The sequence below is a fragment of the Sporosarcina sp. Marseille-Q4063 genome (assembly GCF_018309085.1).
Lineage (GTDB): Bacteria > Bacillota > Bacilli > Bacillales_A > Planococcaceae > Sporosarcina.
Map to the genome: position 1 here is coordinate 3,360,391 of NZ_CP070502.1, position 22,607 is coordinate 3,382,997.

The following is a 22,607-nucleotide window of genomic DNA, read 5'->3' on the forward strand; positions in this document are numbered from 1 at the left end:
GTTCATGTACTCGTTTTTTTCATTTCTGCCGATTAATTACTGGACCACCTTATTGTAAGTCAATGATATCCAATGAGGTGGTCAACAGTATTGAATGACTTAGTGTTTCTGTATTCTCCAGGAGATATATCGAGGTAAGAACGAAACACTTTACCAAAATAGTTTCCATTTGAAAAACCAACCTTAACTGCAATTTCATCAATCGTAAGGTTTTTATTTTTCAATAAATCTATTGATGCGTTAATTCTTATATTCGTAAGATATTGTATTGGTGTAGAGTTAATTGATTTACTAAATAATCGAGTAAAATGATATTTAGAAAGTCCGGAGGCACGTACAATATCGTCAAGAGTAATAGGGGCATGAAAATTATTATTAATAAATACAATTGCATTAGAAATAGGTTCTGGCCATTCTTCATCTGATTTGATATTCAATATATTACGATTTATCGCCATTAAAAAAGAATATGCAAAAGAGGATGCTTCAAATGCATCGTTCATTTTGTTTTTTGAAACTTTACCCAAGACGTCAAGAATGATTGAAATTGGCATTGAATACAAGTCTAATTTTAAGATATGACCGACTTCATCTACTATATCCTCATAAATTCTGAGTGCTTCCTTACCGAATAAAGTTATATGTAAAAACTCCCACTCCGTACTATCCGAAGGTAAATAATAACGATGCTCACTAGGTACTTTAACAAAGAATGCATCACCAGCTTCAAGCTGATATATATGGTTCTGAATATTGATTTCACCTCCACCTTTGAGGGTGTATTGGAAGATAATTATATCCTTTTCACTTCTAGTTAAACCATTCCAGTCATATGAAGAATCAAACTGTTTTTCCCAACCTAGGGAGTTGATCCCTGCAATACGTTGCTGATGAGATTCTTTAAATCGAAATCCAAAAGTACCTTGTTGTAATGAATGAAAATTAGATAGCAATATTTTACCCTTCTTTCTTGTTTTATTCCTATTGTATAACTTTATTACGTAGATTATGATGATTAGAATAGTTAATTGACTAGAATGAGAGTTTTAATAATTATAATGCAAATATAAATAACTTCATTTAAAATTACTTTTATTCTTGAAATGACTACTAATATTTGGAGGTTTTATTGATGTCTAAAATTACATTCTTGGGTGCAGGTAGTACAATTTTTGCGAAAAACGTACTAGGTGATTGTATGAGGGTTGAGGCTCTGCAAGATTTTGAGATTGCTTTATTTGATATTGATCATGAGCGACTCAAGGACTCGGAGCAAATGTTGAACAATATTAAAAAGAATCTTGAATCCACTGTAAGTATCGTATCTTATACAGATAGAAAAGACGCATTAAGAGATGCAAAATATGTTATTAATGCGATTCAAGTTGGTGGATATGATCCAAGTACAATTATAGACTTTGAAATACCTAAAAAGTATGGACTGCGTCAAACGATTGGAGATACAGTTGGAATTGGCGGCATATTCAGGAGTCTAAGGACGATACCTGTCATGATGGATTTTGCTAAAGATATGCAAAAGGTTTGTCCAGATGCATGGTTTTTAAACTATACGAATCCCATGGCTGCGCTTACAGGAACAATGCTTAGATACACTGGAATTAAAACAGTCGGTTTGTGCCATAGTGTACAGGGATGTGCAGAAGACCTACTAAAATCTTTGGATATGCCAACAGATAATATTCAATGGGAAATAGCTGGAATTAACCATGTGGCTTGGCTACTTGAAATTAACCGCAATGGAGAAGATTTATATCCTGAAATAAAAAGAAGAGCGCTAGAAAAACAACAAGAAAAACATAATGATATGGTTCGTTTTGAGTTAATGTTACGTTTTGGTTATTATGTGACGGAGTCTTCTGAACATAATGCCGAATATCATCCTTACTTTATTAAAAGTCAATATCCAGAATTAATCAATCATTTTAATATACCGTTGGATGAATATCCGAGGCGCTGTATCAGTCAAATCGAAGAGTGGAAAAAAATGCGTGAGGATTTAGTTAACGATGAAAATTTAACTCATGAACGAACGAATGAGTATGGTTCGTACATCATAGAAGCAATGGAAACAAATCAACCAATTAAAATTGGTGGAAACGTACTGAACACGGGTGGTTTAATTAGTAATCTGCCAGAAAATGCATGTGTTGAGGTACCGTGTCTTGTTGATGCAAGTGGAATTTCACCTACATATGTAGGTGAGCTACCAGAACAGTTAGCTGCTATTAATCGAACAAATATTAACACACAGTTACTAACTATTCAGGCTGCGATGACAGGTAAGAAAGAGCATATTTATCATGCCGCTATGCTGGATCCACATACTTCAGCCGAGCTATCTATTGATGATATTGTTGCCATGTGTGATGAGCTAATTGAGGCGCATGGAGATATGTTACCTAAGTATAAGTAAAATTAAGGTGAACTAAATATTTTCACTGAAAAACAAGAGAAATAGGAATTAAATATACCCTAGCAGTGGAGACTTATAGGAAAGTCTCTGCTACTAGGGCTTTTTGTATCGATTTTATGAAGTTTGTAGGTTAAGCCACTTAATTTCATCTTCTGTTAATACTATTTCAGCGGCTTCTCTACACGATAGCATCTCGGCATGATTTTGAGGACCGATAATTGCTGCAGTTGGGAATGACTGATTTAAGACATAAGCTAAGCTAATTTGAATTGTTTCGACATTTTTAGCCTTTGCCAATTGTTCTGCTCTACGGTAACGCTCCCAGTTTTCATCATTATAAAATACCCGAACCAAATCTTCATTGGAGCGATCTTCTGGTGTAAATCGGCCGGTGAAAAAGCCGCGTGCTTGTGAAGACCAAGAAAGAATAGGTAGCTTCGATTTCTCATGCCAGGCTAAAATTGAATCATCGACAGATACACAATCCGGCCAATAAGGTGCCTGTGCTTTTGCTAAGCTTAAGTTAGGGCTACTAAAGGAAAAACCGATTAATCCATGCTTCTCTGCATAATCATTTGCTTCTTGTAGTCGCTCAACTGACCAATTGGAACCTCCAAAAGTGCCAATTCTACCAGCTTCAACATGTTCATTTAATATTTCTAGTATTTCACCTACATGTACAGTAGGATCATCACGATGGAGTGCGTAAAGCTCAACATAGTCTGTTCGAAGTCTGTCTAAACTGATAGTTAGTTCTTCATCGATTGCTTTTTTATTGATTTGTGAGCCATTCTGATTTGGGTGTCCGCCTTTTGTTAGTAACAGGACATCATCGCGACGTTTGTTTTCTTCCATCCAGATTCCAATTGCTTGTTCACTTTTTCCACCTGCATAAACAAATGCCGTGTCAAGGATGTTTCCGCCAATATTAATATAATTTTCGAGAACCTCAGTAACTTTATCAATAATTTCCGGTGCAAAGTAATCAGTTCCCATAACAAGTCCAGTAACTGGTTTTTCTAAATTCCCAATTTTAATATTTCGCATTGTAAATCCCCCGTTTTTTATCTTAATAGAATTTTTTCTTGTTTTTCAGCGGAAATAAGTGTTCCTTTAACTGCTCTTATGTTGTGAATGATATCCTCAGCCGGGAATTTAAGAGGCTTTCCGTCAAGTACAGCCTCTGCAAAATTGTCAGCCTGCAAAGCATAAGGATTAATGTTATCATCAAGGATTTTTTCGGTGTGTCCGTCTTTAATGATTTCATATGATTGGTCGCCGAGAAAGGCTTCCTTCATCACGATTCTTCCCTTTGAGCCAAGAATTTCAAGTTCATTTCGAAACTCAGCCCACATACCGCAATCAAATGTCAAAGATACGCCATTAGAAAACTCCATTATTCCAGACGCCATCATATCCACATCACCATGATCTGGAGAGAAAAAAGCATGGGCTGTAACTGCCGAAGGTTCTTCATCTAGTAGGAATCTAGCAGCACTAATCGGATAACAACCTACATCATAAATCGATCCGCCACCCCATTCTTTTGTAAAACGAATATTACCAGTGTCTTGTGCACCGTTGAAAGTGAATACACCATGGATACTACGAATATCGCCAATCTCGCCATTATGTATTAATGTCTTAATATGATCATATCGCTTTTGATGACGGTACATGTAAGCTTCTGCCAGAAGAACCCCTGCATTTTCACATGCAATAATCATTTCTTCAGCTTCTGATTCATCCAATGCAATTGGTTTTTCACATAAAATATGTTTACCAGCTTTAGCAGCTTTAAGCGTCCATTCTTTATGTAAGTGATTAGGAAGAGGAATGTACACTGCATCGATGGTAGGATCATTAAGTAATTCTTCATAACTACCATATGCTTTTGGAATTCCTAATTCATTAGCATAAGCTTGAGCATTTTCCAAAGAACGACTTGCAACCGCTTCCACTACATTCCTTTTTGACTCTTGTATACCCGGAATAACTGATCTTTTACCAATACTTGCAGTACTCATAATTCCCCAACGAACTTTTTTTTCTGTCATTAATTAACGCCTCCTAAGTTTAGAAATAGTATAACATTAGCTTTTTAGAAAGAAATAGTAAAAATACTATGTATTAGGACTTTTATTGTTTAATAGATAAATTATCGGAGGATTTCACTCGAATTTTACAAGTGATTATTTTCTAAGTCGATGGATAACACAGACAATGGTAGAATGGTTAAAGGAGTATGAATGTATTTTTTATTTTGATATGCATGTAGGGAGGATATATATATGCCGTTACATCAATGGTGTAAAGTTTTGATTGTCGATGACGAACTACTTATTAGACAAGGAATTAAGCATTCTCTTCACTGGGAAAAAGAAGGCTTTCAAATAATAGGCGAAGCTGCAAATGGGGAAGAAGCGCTTGATTTAATAGAAACCTTGCAACCACAAATCGTAATTACGGATATGGTGATGCCCGTAATGGATGGGGAGGAATTGACGAAAGCAATCAAAGAGCATTATCCACAAATTGAAATTATCATCTTAAGCAGTTTCGGAGATTTTGATTATGTTCGTTCTACATTTCAGCATGGAATTTCTGATTATATTCTTAAACCGCAATTAGAAGGAGCTAATCTTTTGAATGCACTTAAACAAGCAGCGCGTAAGATTCCCGGAGTTGTCCTGGTGGAGGACAATGGTGAGGATGTGACCATTCCAATTGAAGCTATCATGGAAAGATTGTTAACGGGGTTTGAATCAGACGTGGATTTGGCTTCAATTGAGGGCGTTTTTCCACATCGTCATTTTGGCATACTCGGCATTGATATTAAAGCATACACAAATCACAAAAAAGGTAGGGCTCAGCCATTAGTGGAAGAAATTGAAAAGGAGTTAAAAAGCAATTTTACCAAGATTAAAATACATAGACTACCAGTCACAGAAAATATAATCGCGTTTTTGGTTAACTTTGAATTGAATCAATTACAAACAATCAAGGATTTTATTAAGACGATTTCAATGTCACTTAGATATGTTGACACTACCATTGGTTGGGTCTTAACAGAGCCTTTCACGGAGTTTTTTGATTTAAAGAAAGTTTATCAAAAAGAATTACAACGACTAATTCAATATCGTTTTTTCTTACCCGATACATCAGTAATGATTTATGATGAACTGCCAAGTGCACGAGAGGCTAATGAACCTTTTCAATTAACGAAGTTCACTGAACTATTTCAACGTAAACACTTTGAGGCAGCATTTTTATATTTGGAAGCTTATATTGAAGACCTGTCCCACCAATATACAACAGATGAGTTTGAATTTAAGTCTTTGTTGGGAAATATCATTTTCAATGTAGCGATGCTTTTAGGAAACATGGCATATGAAAGTAAAGAACTGGAAGAAGAGAAGTATTCATATATCTCTTTAATTGACGGAGCCAGCGACATAAAAGAAGCTTTATCACTATTAGATGAATTTTTAAAAAATGCAAGGGTAGTGATTGAAGCAGTTCCTTCCAAATCCGAACAACCTAATATGCAAAGACTATTGGATTATATTAATGAACATTATGCGGAACCGTTAAATCTAACTGATATGGGAAAAAGGTTTCATTACAATCCATCGTATTTGTCAAATTATTTCAGCGATAATAATGATCAAAGCTTTAGTGAATATTTAACACAGGTACGAATTGAAAAGTCTATTGAGCTCTTGCAAAAAAAAGACAAGTCAATCGCTAAAATTAGTATGTTAGTAGGTTATTCTGATCATAGCTATTTTTGTAGGGTATTTAAAAAACTTAGGGGAGTTTCACCAAGTAGCTATCGAAGACAATATTTTAATTCAAGGAAGCGGGAAGAATGAAATCTTTTTTTGAGCGCATAGATAGTTATGGGTTATTCGTGAAGATATTCCTCGTCATGTTTTTTAGTATTATTGCGATTACAATTACAATCACGATTAGTACATTAAAAATGTCGGAAAACTTATTTACAGAAACATTTAGTATAACTAACTCAAAAATACTTGCGCAAATACAAGAAAGTGTTGAAGAGTTTAATTATTCTGTGGTGAATACCGTCAATAATATTGAACAAAGCGGGAAAGTTAAAACTTATCTAACAGAAAGCGATACTAATTCCCTGGAAATGTCAAAGTCCTTTTATAATATGAGTACCCAGATGAATCTAATTGGGGCTCACTTAGATAATTATAATACTGGGATTACGGTGCTTGGTATAAATGGACGCGATTTTTCGACAAACCGTATATATTGGCCGAATACGGAAAATGAACTTGCAAATCATGAAATCACTTTAAATTCTCTTGATAATCCAAAAAGATTGTCATATCACTATGATGATCTACATACGGATGAATTAAAAAAACCTGCAATTATCGCCTCGAGAGCTTTGTCGGATAGGAAAAGTGGAGAAGTCTACGGGGTCTTGTATATTGCAATGCAGGAGCTTGATTTTCGACAGTTTTATACGAGTTATACAAGTGGAGGAAATAATGTTGCGATTATAAATGGGGCAGGAACGATTGTTTCTAGCAATAACACTGAGTTAATTGGACGAGAAGAACAAGAGTTACTTAAACATGCTAAAGATATTGAGAAATTAAAATTGAATTACAAGAATGTTGAATTTCTTGATAAAGAACAGATTGTACTCGCCGAATATTTACCGCCATTAGATTTATATTTGGTAAACTTTATAGATAAAAAACTTGTCATGGCTAATATCATCGATAAGAAATCAATTGTTCTCATTAGTATTTTGATTGCCGGCATTGCTTTACTATTTGTGTATTTTATATCTAGACGACTAACCAGTTCATTAACAAGTCTTGTTAATCAAATTAATAGTATTGCAAAATCCGATTTTGATCATTATGTAACGGTCTCGGGTAGCTATGAAACAAAACAGGTAGCAACTGCGTTTAATTTTATGCTTGATGAACTACATGAATATGTTGAGGAATTAATCCTAACGCAAAAAAATCAGCGTAACGCCGAGTTAGCTGCATTACAACAACAAATCAATCCTCACTTTTTATATAATACGCTGGCATCCATAAAGATTATGGTAAAACAGGGGAATAAAGAAAAAGCATCTGAAATGATTAATAAACTTATTTCTTTATTACAAAATACAATTGGTAATATCAGTGAGACAAATACAGTAGAACAAGAATTATCAAATATGAAAGACTACACTTTTATTAATCAAGCGCGTTATGGGGAACAAATTCGGGTCAACTACTACATTACCCCTGATGTTTTGTCGTACGAACTTCCAAAGTTAATTATTCAGCCCTTTATTGAAAATGCATTTTTTCATGCATTCAATAAAAAAACAACGGGATTTATCCATGTAATGATTGGACAAGAGGAGAACAACCTTATTTGTGAAATCATTGATAACGGCGATGGGATGGAAACGAATCTTGATAAACAGATGCCAAGTTACAAAAGCAAACGACAATTATTTAGTGGTATCGGAGTAAAAAATGTAAGTGAAAGAATTAAATTATTGTATGGAGAAAGATATGGGGTGGAAATATCTAGTGAATTGGGGGAAGGAACAAAGGTAAAGTTACGATTACCAATTATTAAATCTGTACAAAATCCTAAATTATAATGAAAGTTCAATTTATAAAAGACGAATAGTTTAGTAAACAATAAAAAGTCCGAAAACAGGTGGATATTATCCTAACGTCCCCTGTTTTTTGTGTGTTAAATTTACTATAGAAAACGCTTTCAATTAAGCAGATGGGGGAAAATACAATGAAGAAAATATTTATGTTACTTTTTATGAGTATATTATTGGTAGCTTGTTCTTCAACAACCGGTTCCAGTGGGAGTGGAAGTAAGGGTGGAAACGAAGACGTTGATGAAGTTACAGCTTGGGCATGGGATCCGAAATTTAATATTGCTGCGTTAGAAATTGCAAAAGAAGCTTATAAAGATGAAAATCCAGACTTGAATATCAATGTTATTGAAAATGCGCAAGATGATATTGTTCAAAAGTTAAATACAGCATTAGGTTCAGGTACAACAAAAGGATTACCTAATATTGTTTTAATTGAAGATTATCGTGCACAAAGTTTTTTACAGTCCTTTCCGGACTCGTTTTATGAATTGACCGATTCATTTAATGCATCAGACTTTGCTGAGTATAAAATTGCACCAACAAGTTTTGATGGTAAAAACTATGGTGTTCCATTTGATACTGGTGTAACTGGGTTGTATGTTCGTACTGATTACTTAGAGGAAGCTGGTTATTCAGTAGAAGACTTGGAAGACATTGACTGGAAAGAATATATAGAGATCGGGAAGAAAGTAAAAGAGGTTACAGGGAAGACCTTCCTTACGATTGATCCTAATGATCTTGGTCTCATCCGAATCATGATTCAATCCGCAGGCACTTGGTATGTGAAAGAAGATGGTGTAACTCCAGACCTCGCAGATAATGCAGCACTAAAAGAGGCATTTGAAGTTTATAAAGAAATGATAGATACAGGAATCTTAAAGCCCCACTCCGGTTGGAGCCAGTTATTAACAGGTTTTAATAGTGGCGATGTTGTTACTGTACCGACAGGAAATTGGATTACACCTTCCGTAAAGGCTGAGGAATCTCAATCCGAAAACTGGGCAATCGTTCCAATCCCTAAATTAAGTGTCCCTGGTTCGGTAAATGCTTCAAATTTAGGAGGAAGCTCATGGTATGTGCTAAACATTCCAGGTGCGGAGCAAGCAGCAGATTTCTTAGGTAAAACATTTGGTTCTAATGTTGAGATGTATGAAAAACTTGTAAGTGACGTTGGCGCAATTGGTACGTATATACCTGCATCAGAAAATGATGCTTATGCCAAAGAAGATGAGTTCTTTGGTGGACAGAAAATAGTTGCGGACTTTGCAACATGGATGGAAGAAATACCAAGTGTTAACTACGGCATGCACACTTATGGAATTGACGATATTATTACTGTTGAAATGCAAAACTATTTAAATGGAAAAGATATTGATGATGTATTGAATGACGCTCAGAAACAGGCAGAAGCACAGTTTAATTAATAGGTGAAAAATAGATAAGCCTTAAGCAATTGATTGCTGACGAGATCCAATTTAAAACGATCTGATTGGATCAATTGTTTAAGGTTCTTATTAAAATTAAGGAAGTGAGTTAAAGTGAACGGTAGAACTAAAACCAACTGGCTTGGATGGACGTTTGTTGGAATTTCAACCATCATGATTAGTATATTTTACTTTTATCCAATGATTCAAGCATTTATTCTTTCATTTCAATCGGGATCAGGAACAAATCTAAGTTTTGTTGGACTAGATAACTATAAGCGTGTCTTTACCGATCCGACATTTATTGCTGCTTTTAAAAACACATTTATTTATCTGTTAGTACAAGTTCCTATGATGATACTTTTAGGGTTGTTTTTATCCGTTCTCTTAAATGATCCTAAATTAAGGTTTAAAAGTTTATTCCGTATCGCAATATTTTTACCTTGTGTTACATCGCTTGTTGCATACTCGGTTATCTTTAAAGACTTATTCGCGGTTAATGGACTCATAAACAAACTTCTATTACAATTTTCAATTGTACCGGAAGCCATTAATTGGTTAGCAGATCCATTTTGGGCGAAAGTCACGATTATAATTGCGATTACATGGAGATGGACAGGATATAATATGATATTTTATCTATCAGGCTTACAAAATATTGATCAATCCATATATGAAGCTGCAAAAATCGATGGTGCATCTTCATTTCAACAATTTTTCAAAATTACAATCCCAATGTTAAAACCCATTATTTTATTTACATCAATTACATCAACAATAGGAACGTTACAGATATTTGATGAAGTAATGAACATTACGAGGGGTGGTCCAGGCAATTCGACCACATCCATTTCTCAATACATATATAATCTTTCCTTTAAGTATACACCGGACTTTGGCTATGCAGCGACGGTATCATACTTTGTCGTTATCGCTATTGTAATATTCGCGGCATTACAGTTTAAGTTAGCAGGTGATAAAAAATGAAGAAAATAAAAAGGATATTTACATATCTCTTCTTAACATTCGCGGCGATAATTTCTATATTCCCATTTTTTTGGATGATTGTCAGTGCAACAAATAAATCGATTGATGTGTCTAAAGGGAAGTTAATTCCCGGAAGTCATTTAATTGAAAATCTTAAAAATTTAATTGAAACTGTTGATATTGCTCCTGCACTGACAAATTCAGCAATTATCTCGGTGTCAACAACAATCTTGTCCTTGATAATCGCTTCGTTGGCTGGCTATGCTTTTGAGATATACAGTAGTAAGAAAAAAGATATTGTATTTAACATATTACTGATTTCAATGATGATTCCATTTGCAGCATTGATGGTACCGTTATACCGAATGTTCGGTTCAATATCTACGGTGGCACCATTCATAGGAATGGACACATTAACAGCTGTGATGCTACCAACATTAACAACCGCATTTCTTATTTTCTTTTTCAGGCAAAACACTAAGATGTTTGCAAAGGAATTGGTTGAAGCAGGCAGAATAGATGGTTTGAGTGAACTGGGTATATTCTTCCGTATTTATATGCCAACAATGAAAACGACGTATGCAGCTGCAGCTATCATTACATTTATGAATAGCTGGAATAATTACTTGTGGCCACTGGTTGTTTTACAATCACCTGAAAAACAAACAATCCCGTTACTAATATCAAACCTGGGTTCAAGTTATGCACCTGATTATGGTGTAATTATGTTAACAATTGTAATTGCGACATTACCGACGGCACTGATCTTTTTCCTAATGCAGAGACACTTTGTGGCTGGAATGATGGGATCAGTGAAGTAATCAATTTAGTTATTTAAGTGTCTGCTTAATAGCTTCAAAATCAAATAAAAAAAGGGGAACAAACAAATGAAAAGTACACCAATTGCTCTTCAAATGTATTCATTACGAGATGAAAGTGAGAAAGATTTTATTGGCACATTAAAAAAAGTATCTGATATGGGTTATGACGGAATCGAATTTGCAGGCTATGGGGGATTAGCTGCAGATGTATTGAAAAAGGAATTGGATGAGCTCGGTTTAAAAGCAGCATCTAGCCACATTCCACTTACTACATTAGAGCAAGAACAAGAATTGGAAGAAATAATTAGCTATCAGCATGTTTTAGGTTGTAAAAACATTGTTTGTCCTTATCTTCCGCCGGAAAGGCAAAAAAAAGATGACTATTACAATCTGCTTCCAATCTTAAACAAGATCGGAAAGCGGTGTTTTGAGGAAGGCATAAATTTCTCCTATCATAATCATGACTTTGAATTAATTCAATTGGATAACGGAAAAAAACCACTTGAATTATTACTAGAAGAAACAAATCCAGAATGGGTTCAAACAGAATTTGATGTTTATTGGTTAACAAAAGCTGGCGAGAATCCGGTCGAGTGGATTGAACGTTATCATAATAGGACTCCATTAATTCATTTGAAAGATATGACTACTGATGGTGAACAGTTTTTTGCAGAATTGGGTACTGGTGGAGTAGATATTGACGGGGTTTTAACACAAGGAAGCAAGTCAAACGTTGAGTGGTGGGTAATAGAACAAGATCAAAGCAGACGGACTCCGCTGGAAAGTGTCAAGATTAGCCTTGATTATTTAAAACAGAAGCTTTCAACAAGCACTTAAATCTCATGAATTAGGGATTAGCCAATTGTCGCAAATGACGTGAGGGCATATACATTACCTGAAAAGCCATTAGTAATTTTGAGGAGGAAATTATGATGAGTAAATTAAAAATAGGTGTAATAGGATGCGGGAGTATTGCTAAATTGCGCCATCTTCCAGAATATGCTGCGAATAATGAGGTTGAAATTGTTGCGGTGTGTGACATTGTTGAGGAACGTGTAAAAGAAACAGCAGCAATGTATCATGCCAAAGCATATACCAATTATGAAGAATTGCTGCTTGATGAAAGTATTGATGCTATCAGTGTTTGTTTACCAAACTACTTACATGCAACTGTTTCCATTGCTGCGTCAAATGCTGGAAAACATGTTTTATGTGAAAAACCAATGGCAACTTCACGCGATGAAGCGGAACGGATGATTGAAGCTGCAAGTAAAAATAATAAAAAACTAATGATTGGTCATAACCAACGTTTTGTGCCTTCTCATGAAAAAGCAAGACAACTCATTGCAAATGGGGAACTCGGCAAGATTTATAGTTTCCGCACTGCATTTGGTCATTCAGGACCAGAAAGTTGGAGCGTTGATGGTCGTAACAGTTGGTTCTTTAATAAAGAAGAAGCCTTTATTGGTGCCATGGGTGACTTAGGCGTACATAAAACAGATTTAATGCGCTATCTACTGGATGAAGAATTCCAAGAGGTTGCTGGATTTGTCGAAACAAATGCCAAAAAAGATACAGAAGTTGATGATAACGCTGTTTGTGTCTTAAAGACTGAATCAGGTATTATCGGTACATTAGCCGCAAGTTGGGCATATAGTCCAAACTCGGACAATTCGACAGTTATTTACGGAGAGAAAGCGATTCTTCGGTTGGAAGACGATCCAAAGTACTCATTAATCGCGCAATATACAAATGGAGAAGTTGTTAAGTATGAATTGGGTGCTATCCAATCAAATGAAGAAGGTGGACAACATACTTCACATGTTATTGATCATTTTGTATCCGCAATTGTGAATGACACAGAAGTGGCAATTTCCGGCGAAGAGGGTATGAAGTCACTGGAAGTCGTCCTAGCGGCACTAGAATCCAATCAAAATAAAACGATTGTAAGAATCTGAATCAATGAATTTAATTGGAGGGAAACATCTTGAAACTCGGTGTATTTGCAGTATTATTTTCACAAAAGCCATTTGAAGAGATGCTCGACTATGTCCAATCAGCTGGACTTCAAGCAGTAGAAATCGGGACAGGTGGCAATCCAGGAAATGCCCATTGTAACGTAGATGAATTACTTGCCAGCGAAGACAAGCGTAAAGAATACTTGGATAAAATCCATTCACGCGGATTAACAATTAGCGCATTTAGCTGTCATGATAACCCGGTTTCACCAAATAAACAAGTCGCTCAAAATGCGCATGAAACCTTTGTCAAAACGGTTAAACTAGCGCAGTTATTGGATGTGCCTGTTGTGAACACATTCTCGGGAACCCCTGGATCACATGAGGGCTCGAAACATTCGAACTGGCCGATATCACCGTGGCCATCGGAGTATTCGGATATTTATAACTGGCAATGGGAAGAAAAACTAATTCCGTACTGGAAAGAACAAGGGAAGTTTGCAGAAGATCACGGTGTGAAAATCGGGATTGAACTTCACGGCGGATTTTCAGTCCACACACCTTATACGCTGTTGAAACTAAGAAATGCAACTTCAAAAGCAATCGGGGCGAACCTTGATCCAAGCCATCTTTGGTGGCAAGGGATTGATCCAGTCGCCGCAATTAAGATTCTAGGAAAAGAAAATGCGATTCACCATTTCCACGCAAAAGATACTTTTATTGACCAGGATAATGTGAACATGCACGGATTAACGGACATGCAACCTTACGGCGATGTGCAATCGCGTGCATGGACTTTTAGGTCGGTCGGATGTGGACATAGTATCCAAGAGTGGTCGGATATGATGAGTGCTTTACGAACATATGGCTATGATTATGTTGTTAGCATTGAACATGAAGATCCATTAATGTCGGTAGATGAAGGATTTTCACGTGCAGTGACAAATTTGAAATCGGTCCTAATTAAGGAACAGCCTGCTGATATGTGGTGGGTTTAAAACATAAAAGTGGTTGTGACATATGAAGGTCTAACTCATATGTCACAACTTTTTTCGTCTTTAAATCACAAAAGGGGATATGAAATGAGTAAAATAAAAGTAGGTATAATTGGTTGCGGACATATTAGTTCTATCTATATGAAGAATCTCCCTACATTTGATCATCTTGAACTTGTGGCTTGTGCAGATTTAGATATAAATAAAGCATATATTCAGGCAGAAAAGTATCAAATTCCGGGAGTTTATACTGTGAAAAATTTGTTGGAGAGCGATAATATAGATTTAATTATCAATTTAACAGTTCCCAAAGCACATGCCGCAGTGGCAATCGAAGCCCTTAGAAATGGTAAGCATGTATATGGAGAGAAGCCATTGGCTGTCACGCGAGAAGAAGGAAAAATGATTTTAGCAGTCGCAAAAGAAACAGGATTACTCGTAGGAAGTTCCCCTGACACATTTTTAGGTGCAGGCATCCAAACTGCTATTCACTTAATCGAAAGTGGGGAAATCGGTGTTCCTATAGGTGCTTCCGCGTTTATGATTGGACGTGGTCCGGAACATTGGCATCCAGATCCTGCGTTTTTTTATGAACAAGGTGGTGGTCCAATGTTTGATATGGGTCCTTATTATTTAACTGCACTAATTGCCTTATTAGGACCTATTAAACGACTTTCTGGATTAGCTAGGATTAGTTATCCAGAAAGAACTGTTTTGAGCACACCAAAGGCTGGAGCGAAAATTACGGTAACTACTCCAACGCATATTTCAGGCACACTTGATTTTGTTTCTGGGGCAATAGGAAACCTAACGACAAGTTTTGATGCTTTTGGTGGTACGTCACTTCCCTCAATTGAGATATACGGGAGTAAGGGGACTTTACTTGTACCGGATCCGAATACGTTTGGTGGAACTGTTCGACTTCGAAAACGGGATGAAGAAGAATTTATTGATATTGAATTAACACATAATCACAATGAAAACAGTCGTGGAATTGGCGTTGCTGATATGGCAAAGGCTATTATAAGTGGGGATCCTTACAGAGCGAATGGGGAACTTGCTTATCACGTGTTGGAAGCCATGCATGGTTTTCATGATTCATCTGAAAATGGATTATTTTATCAAATGCAAAGTACCTGTACTAAACCTGAACCTTTACCTGTTAACAATCGTTTTACAACTGAAAAGTGAAATATAAACAATAAATATTGATAGTTATTGAAAATAACATATATGACGGCTAATAATCGGCGAATTATGTTTTGTAAAGACGCTTTATATAGAAGTAACTACATTTAACATAACAGGATGATTGATTTGCTAGTGGCTAGAAGTAAAGGCTTATGCTACAGTTAGTTCGAATATAAACAATGGGGGAGTATCTATGAACGTATTAGCGATTGATATCGGCGGGACATCTGTTAAATTATGTATAGCCGATGAAAAAGGAACTGTTACGCAGTTTAAAGAAATTGAATCCGGGGCGTCAAAAGGCGGACCGTATCTCGTTGAAAATCTGATTGAAGTCATTTCAGCAAACTACACAGACTTTGAAGCAATAGGAATCAGTACAGCGGGCCAAGTGAATAGTGAGGAAGGATCAATCATTTTTGCGAATGAAAACTTTCCGGGTTACACAGGCATGAATTTGAGAGAGATTTTTGGAGGAAAATTCAATGTACCGGTGAAAATTGAGAACGATGTGAACGCCGCGGCATTAGGCGAAAAACACTTCGGTGCAGGACAAAAATTTGATGATTTTTTATGTCTTACATACGGAACAGGAATCGGCGGCGCAATCGTCATTAACTCGGAAGTTTACAAAGGCGCGAACGGCAGCGCGGCTGAAGTCGGCCACATCGTTGCACATCAAGGCGGCATCAAGTGTAACTGTGGGTGTATCGGCTGTTATGAAATGTACGGATCAACAACAGCTTTAGTGAAAAACGCGCTTGAAGTCGACTCACAATATGTAAATGGCCGCAAGATTTTTGAAGGTCTAGAAAAAGGCGACGAAAAGTTGGAGAAAGTCCTACGTGATTGGGTTCTCGAAGTTTCATATGGCCTTGTTTCACTAACACACATTTTCAACCCACCAGCCATCATCATCGGCGGCGGTGTGATGGAGCAAGAAAGTTTAGTCGAATTAGTGCGCGCTAAAGTTAAAGAATTAATCATCAGCAGCTTCACTAACGTAGAAATTTTGAAGGCTGAGCTTGGCAATAAAGCGGGGTTACTAGGTGCGGCTTCACTGCATTTTACTAAAGTTAAGTGATGATTTCTATGAAAATTACCACATATATTGGAATCTACAGTTGATTGAAGTGTAGGGCGGCGACTCCAGCGGAATCAGCGAGACAGCCGAGACCCTGGACTGAGCGCAGCGAGGGAAGCGGCTCGGCGCTCGCCCGCAGGAACGCGTCCGCCCGAAACGGAAATCAACGGTGTAGAAATAAATTCAAGTATCGGAAAAACTAATCATTTACAAACTTTTTATCACAAAAGCAGTAAAGGAGCACATCTATGGATAACAATTCCGGATTCCTGGGCGCATTATACACGCTCAGTGAATGGATCATGAAATTTTCAATCACAAACTTACTTTGGATTCTATTTAATCTGCCAATCGTATATTTACTTATTACAATTTTATTCATGGAGCAACTGGATGCAGTATTCCTCTTATTGATTCCCGTCATAATATTACTGCCATTTGTATTCTTCCCGGCAACGACAGCAATGTTCGCGATGGTGCGAGATTGGATCATTAAAGACGAGGGAGTCAATCAGCTCATCAAAAAGTATTGGGGCTACTACAAAGAAAACTACAAACGAAGCGTTGGAAATGGATTTCTATTAACCGCTGCATGGGTCATCTGGGCGGCAGACGTCTATTACTTTTACGAGAAAAACACAACGATGATGATTCTCTTTGTCATCATGGGAATTCTATTGCTCGTCTTTTCAATTAACCTGTTTTCGGTCACAGTTCATTTTCATTTGAAGTTTTCCACATCATTAAAAAATGCATTGCTTCTTACAATTGGAAGTCCTATTTTGTTTATCGCAGTGGCAATGAGTAGCGGGTTCGTCATCTATGTTAGCTTTAATGTTTTCCGATTCATCATCCCATTTCTAACAGGGTCACTTATTGCATTTCTCTCATTCTCGGCATTTTATCGAAACTATTTAAAGCTTGTCGCTAAGAAGACTGAATAATAATATAAGAATTATGTTGCACGATTTAAATGTTCGTGTTACTCTAAAGGAGATTAATCTATGCAAACGGTTTCATGAAGGTTGCACACCGACTAATTGTTGGTCGAGCAAACTAATGATTCATTTTATGCAACCGTATTCATAGGAATGGAAAAGGGGAGATTATTAGTGAAAAGCAAAAAAACGTTAATTAGTCTAGTTTCTGTATTTCTATTATCTATCTTTGCGTTAGTAGGTTGCTCGTCAGACGACAAAGGGAAAGACAAAGCATCAGGAGATCAAATCACAATTGATATTTTTCAATTTAAAGTAGAAATCAAAGATCAGTTTGAAGCGCTCGCAAAAGTATATGAAGATGAAAACCCAGGCGTAAAAATCAACGTTAAAACGGTTGGCGGCGGTAACGATTACGGCGCATCACTAAAAACATCATTTTCTTCAGGTGAAGAGCCGGACATTTTCAACGTAGGCGGACCCTCAAGTGTTGAAGAATATAGAGAATACTTAGCAGATGTTTCAGATACGAAAGCCATTGAGCAAGCTATCGAAGGAACATTAACTGGCGTAACAGACGGCGATGAAATTTTAGGATTGCCATATAACCAAGAAGGTTATGGATTAATTTATAATAAAGCGATATTTGAAAAAGCTGGTCTAAGCGCAGATGATATTAAAACTTATGCAGACTTAGAAGAAGCGGTTGAATTACTTGAAAGCAAAAAAGACGAGTTAGGCATTGACGCAGTATTTGCATTGCCTGCTAAAGAAAAATGGGTTCTGGGCGATCATATTTCAAATATGTTTTTCGCATCAGATTTTAATGACGATATAACTGAAGCATACAATTCCGAAACAATTCCATTTAACAAAGGCGATGAGCTGAAAAGATACTTGGACTTACAAAACAGCCATTCTGTTCAGCCAGTCCTAAGCCTTGATTATTCACAGCAAGTTGAACAATTATTTTCTTTAGAAAAGGTTGCCATGATTCAACAAGGAAACTGGGTTTACAACTCGGTATACGATATGGATCCGGAATTAGCTGAAAACGGCATCGGGATTTTTCCAGTTCCAGTTGAAGGTTTTGAAGGTAAGATGCCAGTTGGCGTTCCACAGTACTGGGCTATAAACGGAAAGAGCGATGAAAAAGTTGTTCAAGCAAGTAAAGATTTCTTAGATTGGGTGTATACATCCGAGACAGGAAAAAATGCCGTACTCGAAGACTTTAAATTCATCCCTGCTTATAAAGGATACGACGCATCAAAAATTGCAGATCCACTTTCACAAACAATTTACGAATATGCTGAAGCAGGAGACACACTTGAAGGTTGGGTATACCAAGCAGCACCGACTGGTTGGACTCAAGAATCACTGGGTGTTAATATCCAAAAGTATTTAAGCGGTGATTTGGAATGGGAAGAAGTACTATCTCAGTCACGTGCTAAATGGGAAGCAGAGCGTAAGTAATCAGAGATAGATAGAAAAATACAGCTAACAAAAAACTCCTAAAAAAGATTTTTGTTAGCTGTTATCATTTACAACGGAGGTGCTACTAATGCGAAATCGTGATTTTTCATTCTGGTTATTTTTGACGCCGGTCATCTTGAGTTTAAGTCTGGTTATCCTGGTTCCATTTGTTTACGGATTTATTTACTCCTTTACGAATTGGAATGGCATGGTGGCGACTGAATTTCTTGGTTTTAAGAACTACATCACCTTATTTAAAGATGCTGAATTCAGGGCATCGATATGGTTTACGACTAAATTTGCAATTTGCTCGGTCATTCTCCTGAACTTTCTAGGCTTAGGACTCGCATTACTTGTCACCCGTAATATTAAAACGAATAATTTAATGAGAACCGTTTTCTTTATGCCGAACCTAATCGGCGGACTGATTTTGGGATTCATTTGGCAGTTTATTTTCATCAGCGTTTTTGGAAACTTAGGAGACTTACTTGGAATCGAAGCGTTAACAGGATGGTTGTCAACAACTGCAACTGGCTTCTGGGGACTCGTCATCTTAACGTCATGGCAAATGGCCGGTTACATAATGATTATTTATATCGCTTACTTGGAAAATATACCGAAGGACTTGCTCGAGGCGGCAGAAATCGATGGGGCATCTAGTTTCCAACGTTTTCGCAACATCACATTCCCATTAGTGGCACCTGCTTTCACGGTTAGCATGTTCCTGACCCTGTCCAATTCGTTTCAAATCTATGATCAAAACTTATCCTTAACAAACGGTGGTCCGTTCAACTCAACACAAATGGTTGCAATGGATATTGTGAAAACCGCCTTTACTGAAAATAAAATGGCTTTCGCGCAATCAAAAGCGGTCATTTTCTTCATCATTGTAGCTGCAGTCGCAATCACGCAAGTTTATTATAATAAGAAAAAGGAGGTCGACATGTAATGAAAGATAAGAAGCGTAATCTGATCATCATTGAAATTATCGGCCTCTTGCTTGCATTATTATGGATTTCACCTTTTTACTTGATGATTGTGAACGCATTCAAAACGAAAAAGGAAATATTCTCAGGCGTGCTCGGACTTCCGGAAGGGTTTGAAACGAATAACTTCGTTCAAGCTTTTAAGGATCTGGACTTTGTTAATTCTCTTTTCAACTCCGTTCTCATCACGGTTGTCGGCGTAGGAATTATTATTCTTTTCTCCTCGATGGCTGGATATGCACTAGCTCGGAATAAAAGTAAACTGAGCGCACTTCTACTACTACTTTTTGTAGCGGCAATGCTAATTCCGTTCCAATCCGTTATGATTCCACTCGTATCGCTATTCAGCAAAGCTGATATGTTGAATCGTGCGGGGCTTATCTTTATGTATTTAGGATTCGGTTCGAGTCTATCGATATTTTTATATCACGGTGCAATGACCGGAATTTCGAATTCATTAGACGAAGCGGCAATTATCGATGGTGCCAATAAATTTCAAGTGTTTTGGCATATCATATTTCCATTATTGAAACCGATTTCTGTTACAGTTGGAATATTGAATGTAATTTGGATTTGGAATGATTATCTATTGCCATCCCTTATCCTTTCAGATGCAAATGCGACGATTCCGATTAAAATGTTCTTGTTCTTCGGACAATATACGAAACAGTGGCATTTAGCATTGGCAGGCCTAACAATCGCAATTATTCCAGTGATTATTGGCTACTTCTTTGCACAAAAGCAAATTATTGAAGGAGTATCTGAGGGAGCCGTTAAATAAATTGAGTTGGAGTGAAGACCTATGTCGGTCACGATTAAAGATGTTGCAAAACGTGCGAATGTAGCTCCGTCAACCGTTTCTCGTGTAATCTCAGATAGTCCATTAATTAGCGAGAAGACTAAACGTAAAGTTCATAAAATCATGGACGAAATGGGTTACCAGTTGAACTATAATGCGCGTATACTTGCACAAAAATCGACGAAAACAATCGGAATCGTTATGAAGAACTCGACAAAAGAATCCATGCATAATACTTTTTTTCCTGAAGTAATCCGCGGAATTAGTGCGTTATGCAGCAAGTATGACTTCAGCATCAGTCTCACAACGGGCGAATCCGAAGAAGAGATTTTTAATGATACGGTCAAGATGGTCGGCGGCAAAAGAGTCGACGGCATCATTGTTTTATATTCAAAAAAAGATGATAAAGTCGTTCCTTATTTAATTGAATCAGGCATTCCTTTCGTTGTCATAGGGAAGCCATTAATCGAATCGGGCAACATCATGTTTGTCGATAACGATAATGTTCAAGCGGCAAAAGAAGCAACCAACTATTTATTGAATTTCGGTCACGAAAAAATCGCATTTATAGGTGCAGATACGGAGTTTGAAGTGGGGGAAGCCAGATTAAACGGTTTCCTGCAAGCAATGCACAGCAAGGGACTGGATGTATCGGATGCTTATATTAAAGATACGCAATTAGACCCTGGCCACGGAAAGCAAGTTGTTGCGGAATTAATGGATTTACCTGAACCGCCAACAGCTCTCATCATTCCGAATGATTTAAATGCTTTGATCGCATTGACAGCTTTAGGCGAACGGTACATCAAAGTACCTGAAGACGTAAGTATAATCAGCTTTAATAATTCGATGATTTCGGAAGTGTCCAATCCACCGTTAACATCAGTCGATATACAGATATTTCAATTGGGCTACGAAGCGGGAAACTGCTTGATAGAGCTAATCAATGATCCAGATATGTTTAAAAAGAGCGTCATTATACCAACCGTTATTCACGAAAGAAGCTCGTGTACGACGTTAAAAGTTTAGGTTACGCCTAAATTTTAACTGTTTATGCAACCGGTTGCTTGAATCAATGCAACAAGCTAATAAAGGAGAGATTATCTATGAATATTGTCGTATGGAACGAAAATCGCCATGAGAAGAAAAATCCAGTCGTAGCAGATATATACCCAGAAGGAATTCACGGTGCAATTGCAAACTTTTTAAAAGAAGATGCACATACAGTCACTACCGCAACGCTCGATGAACCTGAACATGGTTTATCCGAAGAAGTATTGAATAATGCGGACGTTCTTCTTTGGTGGGGACATCTTGCGCATGATGAAGTCGAAGATGAGATTGTTGAACGCGTGAAAAAGCGCGTGTTAGAAGGCATGGGCTTGATCGTTTTGCACTCGGGTCATTTCTCCAAAATCTTCAAAACGCTAATGGGCACGACTTGCGATTTGAAATGGCGCGAAGCCGATGAAAAAGAACGATTATGGGTAGTCGATCCGAGCCATCCGATCACAGAAGGAATCGGGGAATATATTGAACTTGAAAAAGAAGAAATGTACGGGGAACACTTTGATATCCCGGCACCAGATGAGTTGGTTTTTGTCAGCTGGTTCGAAGGCGGGGAAGTTTTCCGAAGCGGCGCAACCTTCAAACGCGGGAACGGAAAGATCTTTTATTTCCGTCCGGGACATGAAACATACCCGACTTATCATAATGTAGATGTGCAAAAAGTAATTCGTAATGCAGTCAAATGGGCTGAAAATACGAATACACCAACACCTGTTTACGGAAATGCGAAGCCATTAGAAAAATTGGCAAACTATAACGAATGAATTTAGGAGTGGAAAAC

General features: G+C 37.1%; 20 protein-coding genes. 17 read left to right on the top strand and 3 right to left on the bottom strand.

Annotated features, from left to right (window positions below):
- Nucleotides 1–59: 59 nt before the first annotated feature.
- On the bottom strand, nucleotides 60–953 hold the full coding sequence (locus JSQ81_RS17035) for an AraC family transcriptional regulator (protein WP_212605193.1): 894 nt from the start codon (nucleotides 951–953) through the stop codon (nucleotides 60–62).
- Between the two features lie 179 nt (nucleotides 954–1,132).
- Between JSQ81_RS17035 and JSQ81_RS17040 the strand changes: the two genes are divergently transcribed.
- Nucleotides 1,133–2,434: an alpha-glucosidase/alpha-galactosidase gene (locus JSQ81_RS17040; RefSeq protein WP_212605194.1), complete on the top strand. Its 1,302-nt coding sequence runs from the start codon at nucleotides 1,133–1,135 to the stop codon at nucleotides 2,432–2,434.
- 114 nt (nucleotides 2,435–2,548) lie between these two features.
- Here JSQ81_RS17040 and JSQ81_RS17045 read toward each other — a convergent pair whose 3' ends face one another.
- Together JSQ81_RS17045 and JSQ81_RS17050 are read right to left on the bottom strand one after the other, a co-directional pair.
- Nucleotides 2,549–3,481, bottom strand: coding sequence for an aldo/keto reductase (locus JSQ81_RS17045; protein ID WP_212605195.1), 933 nt, complete (start codon nucleotides 3,479–3,481; stop codon nucleotides 2,549–2,551).
- Between the two features lie 17 nt (nucleotides 3,482–3,498).
- Nucleotides 3,499–4,491 carry a Gfo/Idh/MocA family protein gene (locus JSQ81_RS17050; protein WP_212605196.1) on the bottom strand — a complete coding sequence of 331 codons (993 nt, stop codon included), beginning with the start codon at nucleotides 4,489–4,491 and terminating at the stop codon, nucleotides 3,499–3,501.
- Between the two features lie 234 nt (nucleotides 4,492–4,725).
- On the opposite strand from JSQ81_RS17050, the gene JSQ81_RS17055 reads away from it, so the two are divergent.
- The 16 genes from JSQ81_RS17055 (at nucleotide 4,726) to JSQ81_RS17130 (ending at nucleotide 22,590) form a co-directional block, all read left to right on the top strand.
- Nucleotides 4,726–6,309 (top strand): response regulator transcription factor, encoded by a 1,584-nt coding sequence (locus tag JSQ81_RS17055; protein ID WP_212605197.1) that lies wholly within the window; start codon nucleotides 4,726–4,728, stop codon nucleotides 6,307–6,309.
- Nucleotides 6,306–8,090, top strand: a complete 1,785-nt coding sequence (locus tag JSQ81_RS17060; protein WP_212605198.1) for a cache domain-containing sensor histidine kinase — start codon at nucleotides 6,306–6,308, stop codon at nucleotides 8,088–8,090. Before JSQ81_RS17055 ends, JSQ81_RS17060 begins: the two co-directional genes overlap by 4 nt.
- Before the next feature lie 146 nt (nucleotides 8,091–8,236).
- Complete coding sequence (locus tag JSQ81_RS17065; RefSeq protein ID WP_212605199.1) at nucleotides 8,237–9,526, top strand: ABC transporter substrate-binding protein; 1,290 nt, start codon at nucleotides 8,237–8,239, stop codon at nucleotides 9,524–9,526.
- Nucleotides 9,527–9,700: 174 nt separating this feature from the next.
- Nucleotides 9,701–10,513, top strand: a complete 813-nt coding sequence (locus tag JSQ81_RS17070; protein ID WP_212607716.1) for a carbohydrate ABC transporter permease — start codon at nucleotides 9,701–9,703, stop codon at nucleotides 10,511–10,513.
- The gene (locus tag JSQ81_RS17075) at nucleotides 10,510–11,334 is read left to right on the top strand and encodes a carbohydrate ABC transporter permease (protein ID WP_212605200.1); all 825 of its coding nucleotides are present in this window, start codon (nucleotides 10,510–10,512) and stop codon (nucleotides 11,332–11,334) included. Before JSQ81_RS17070 ends, JSQ81_RS17075 begins: the two co-directional genes overlap by 4 nt.
- Before the next feature lie 66 nt (nucleotides 11,335–11,400).
- Nucleotides 11,401–12,171, top strand: coding sequence for a sugar phosphate isomerase/epimerase family protein (locus JSQ81_RS17080; protein ID WP_212605201.1), 771 nt, complete (start codon nucleotides 11,401–11,403; stop codon nucleotides 12,169–12,171).
- A 95-nt stretch (nucleotides 12,172–12,266) separates the two neighbouring features.
- Nucleotides 12,267–13,292 carry a Gfo/Idh/MocA family protein gene (locus JSQ81_RS17085; RefSeq protein ID WP_212605202.1) on the top strand — a complete coding sequence of 342 codons (1,026 nt, stop codon included), beginning with the start codon at nucleotides 12,267–12,269 and terminating at the stop codon, nucleotides 13,290–13,292.
- Between the two features lie 29 nt (nucleotides 13,293–13,321).
- Complete coding sequence (locus tag JSQ81_RS17090; protein WP_212605203.1) at nucleotides 13,322–14,290, top strand: sugar phosphate isomerase/epimerase family protein; 969 nt, start codon at nucleotides 13,322–13,324, stop codon at nucleotides 14,288–14,290.
- Nucleotides 14,291–14,374: 84 nt separating this feature from the next.
- Nucleotides 14,375–15,478, top strand: a complete 1,104-nt coding sequence (locus JSQ81_RS17095; protein ID WP_212605204.1) for a Gfo/Idh/MocA family protein — start codon at nucleotides 14,375–14,377, stop codon at nucleotides 15,476–15,478.
- A gap of 193 nt (nucleotides 15,479–15,671) precedes the next feature.
- On the top strand, nucleotides 15,672–16,562 hold the full coding sequence (locus JSQ81_RS17100; RefSeq protein ID WP_212605205.1) for an ROK family protein: 891 nt from the start codon (nucleotides 15,672–15,674) through the stop codon (nucleotides 16,560–16,562).
- A gap of 248 nt (nucleotides 16,563–16,810) precedes the next feature.
- Nucleotides 16,811–17,506, top strand: coding sequence for a YesL family protein (locus JSQ81_RS17105; protein ID WP_212605206.1), 696 nt, complete (start codon nucleotides 16,811–16,813; stop codon nucleotides 17,504–17,506).
- 168 nt (nucleotides 17,507–17,674) lie between these two features.
- Complete coding sequence (locus tag JSQ81_RS17110) at nucleotides 17,675–18,973, top strand: ABC transporter substrate-binding protein (protein WP_249336569.1); 1,299 nt, start codon at nucleotides 17,675–17,677, stop codon at nucleotides 18,971–18,973.
- A gap of 88 nt (nucleotides 18,974–19,061) precedes the next feature.
- Nucleotides 19,062–19,922, top strand: coding sequence for a carbohydrate ABC transporter permease (locus tag JSQ81_RS17115; RefSeq protein ID WP_212605207.1), 861 nt, complete (start codon nucleotides 19,062–19,064; stop codon nucleotides 19,920–19,922).
- The gene (locus JSQ81_RS17120) at nucleotides 19,922–20,740 is read left to right on the top strand and encodes a carbohydrate ABC transporter permease (protein WP_212605208.1); all 819 of its coding nucleotides are present in this window, start codon (nucleotides 19,922–19,924) and stop codon (nucleotides 20,738–20,740) included. The genes JSQ81_RS17115 and JSQ81_RS17120 overlap by 1 nt, the downstream gene beginning before the upstream one ends.
- 21 nt (nucleotides 20,741–20,761) lie before the next feature.
- Nucleotides 20,762–21,787 carry a LacI family DNA-binding transcriptional regulator gene (locus JSQ81_RS17125; RefSeq protein ID WP_212605209.1) on the top strand — a complete coding sequence of 342 codons (1,026 nt, stop codon included), beginning with the start codon at nucleotides 20,762–20,764 and terminating at the stop codon, nucleotides 21,785–21,787.
- Nucleotides 21,788–21,864: 77 nt separating this feature from the next.
- Complete coding sequence (locus JSQ81_RS17130) at nucleotides 21,865–22,590, top strand: ThuA domain-containing protein (protein WP_212605210.1); 726 nt, start codon at nucleotides 21,865–21,867, stop codon at nucleotides 22,588–22,590.
- Nucleotides 22,591–22,607 lie beyond the last annotated feature (17 nt).

What these genes read in the sequence shown, in the direction of transcription:
- JSQ81_RS17040 (WP_212605194.1), top strand. Translation starts at nt 1,133, where the DNA reads ATGTCTAAAATTACATTCTTGGGTGCAGGTAGTACAATTTTTGCGAAA.
- JSQ81_RS17045 (WP_212605195.1), bottom strand. Translation starts at nt 3,481, where the DNA reads ATGCGAAATATTAAAATTGGGAATTTAGAAAAACCAGTTACTGGACTT.
- JSQ81_RS17050 (WP_212605196.1), bottom strand. Translation starts at nt 4,491, where the DNA reads ATGACAGAAAAAAAAGTTCGTTGGGGAATTATGAGTACTGCAAGTATT.
- JSQ81_RS17055 (WP_212605197.1), top strand. Translation starts at nt 4,726, where the DNA reads ATGCCGTTACATCAATGGTGTAAAGTTTTGATTGTCGATGACGAACTA.
- JSQ81_RS17060 (WP_212605198.1), top strand. Translation starts at nt 6,306, where the DNA reads ATGAAATCTTTTTTTGAGCGCATAGATAGTTATGGGTTATTCGTGAAG.
- JSQ81_RS17065 (WP_212605199.1), top strand. Translation starts at nt 8,237, where the DNA reads ATGAAGAAAATATTTATGTTACTTTTTATGAGTATATTATTGGTAGCT.
- JSQ81_RS17070 (WP_212607716.1), top strand. Translation starts at nt 9,701, where the DNA reads ATGATTAGTATATTTTACTTTTATCCAATGATTCAAGCATTTATTCTT.
- JSQ81_RS17075 (WP_212605200.1), top strand. Translation starts at nt 10,510, where the DNA reads ATGAAGAAAATAAAAAGGATATTTACATATCTCTTCTTAACATTCGCG.
- JSQ81_RS17080 (WP_212605201.1), top strand. Translation starts at nt 11,401, where the DNA reads ATGAAAAGTACACCAATTGCTCTTCAAATGTATTCATTACGAGATGAA.
- JSQ81_RS17085 (WP_212605202.1), top strand. Translation starts at nt 12,267, where the DNA reads ATGAGTAAATTAAAAATAGGTGTAATAGGATGCGGGAGTATTGCTAAA.
- JSQ81_RS17095 (WP_212605204.1), top strand. Translation starts at nt 14,375, where the DNA reads ATGAGTAAAATAAAAGTAGGTATAATTGGTTGCGGACATATTAGTTCT.
- JSQ81_RS17100 (WP_212605205.1), top strand. Translation starts at nt 15,672, where the DNA reads ATGAACGTATTAGCGATTGATATCGGCGGGACATCTGTTAAATTATGT.
- JSQ81_RS17105 (WP_212605206.1), top strand. Translation starts at nt 16,811, where the DNA reads ATGGATAACAATTCCGGATTCCTGGGCGCATTATACACGCTCAGTGAA.
- JSQ81_RS17115 (WP_212605207.1), top strand. Translation starts at nt 19,062, where the DNA reads ATGCGAAATCGTGATTTTTCATTCTGGTTATTTTTGACGCCGGTCATC.
- JSQ81_RS17120 (WP_212605208.1), top strand. Translation starts at nt 19,922, where the DNA reads ATGAAAGATAAGAAGCGTAATCTGATCATCATTGAAATTATCGGCCTC.
- JSQ81_RS17125 (WP_212605209.1), top strand. Translation starts at nt 20,762, where the DNA reads ATGTCGGTCACGATTAAAGATGTTGCAAAACGTGCGAATGTAGCTCCG.
- JSQ81_RS17130 (WP_212605210.1), top strand. Translation starts at nt 21,865, where the DNA reads ATGAATATTGTCGTATGGAACGAAAATCGCCATGAGAAGAAAAATCCA.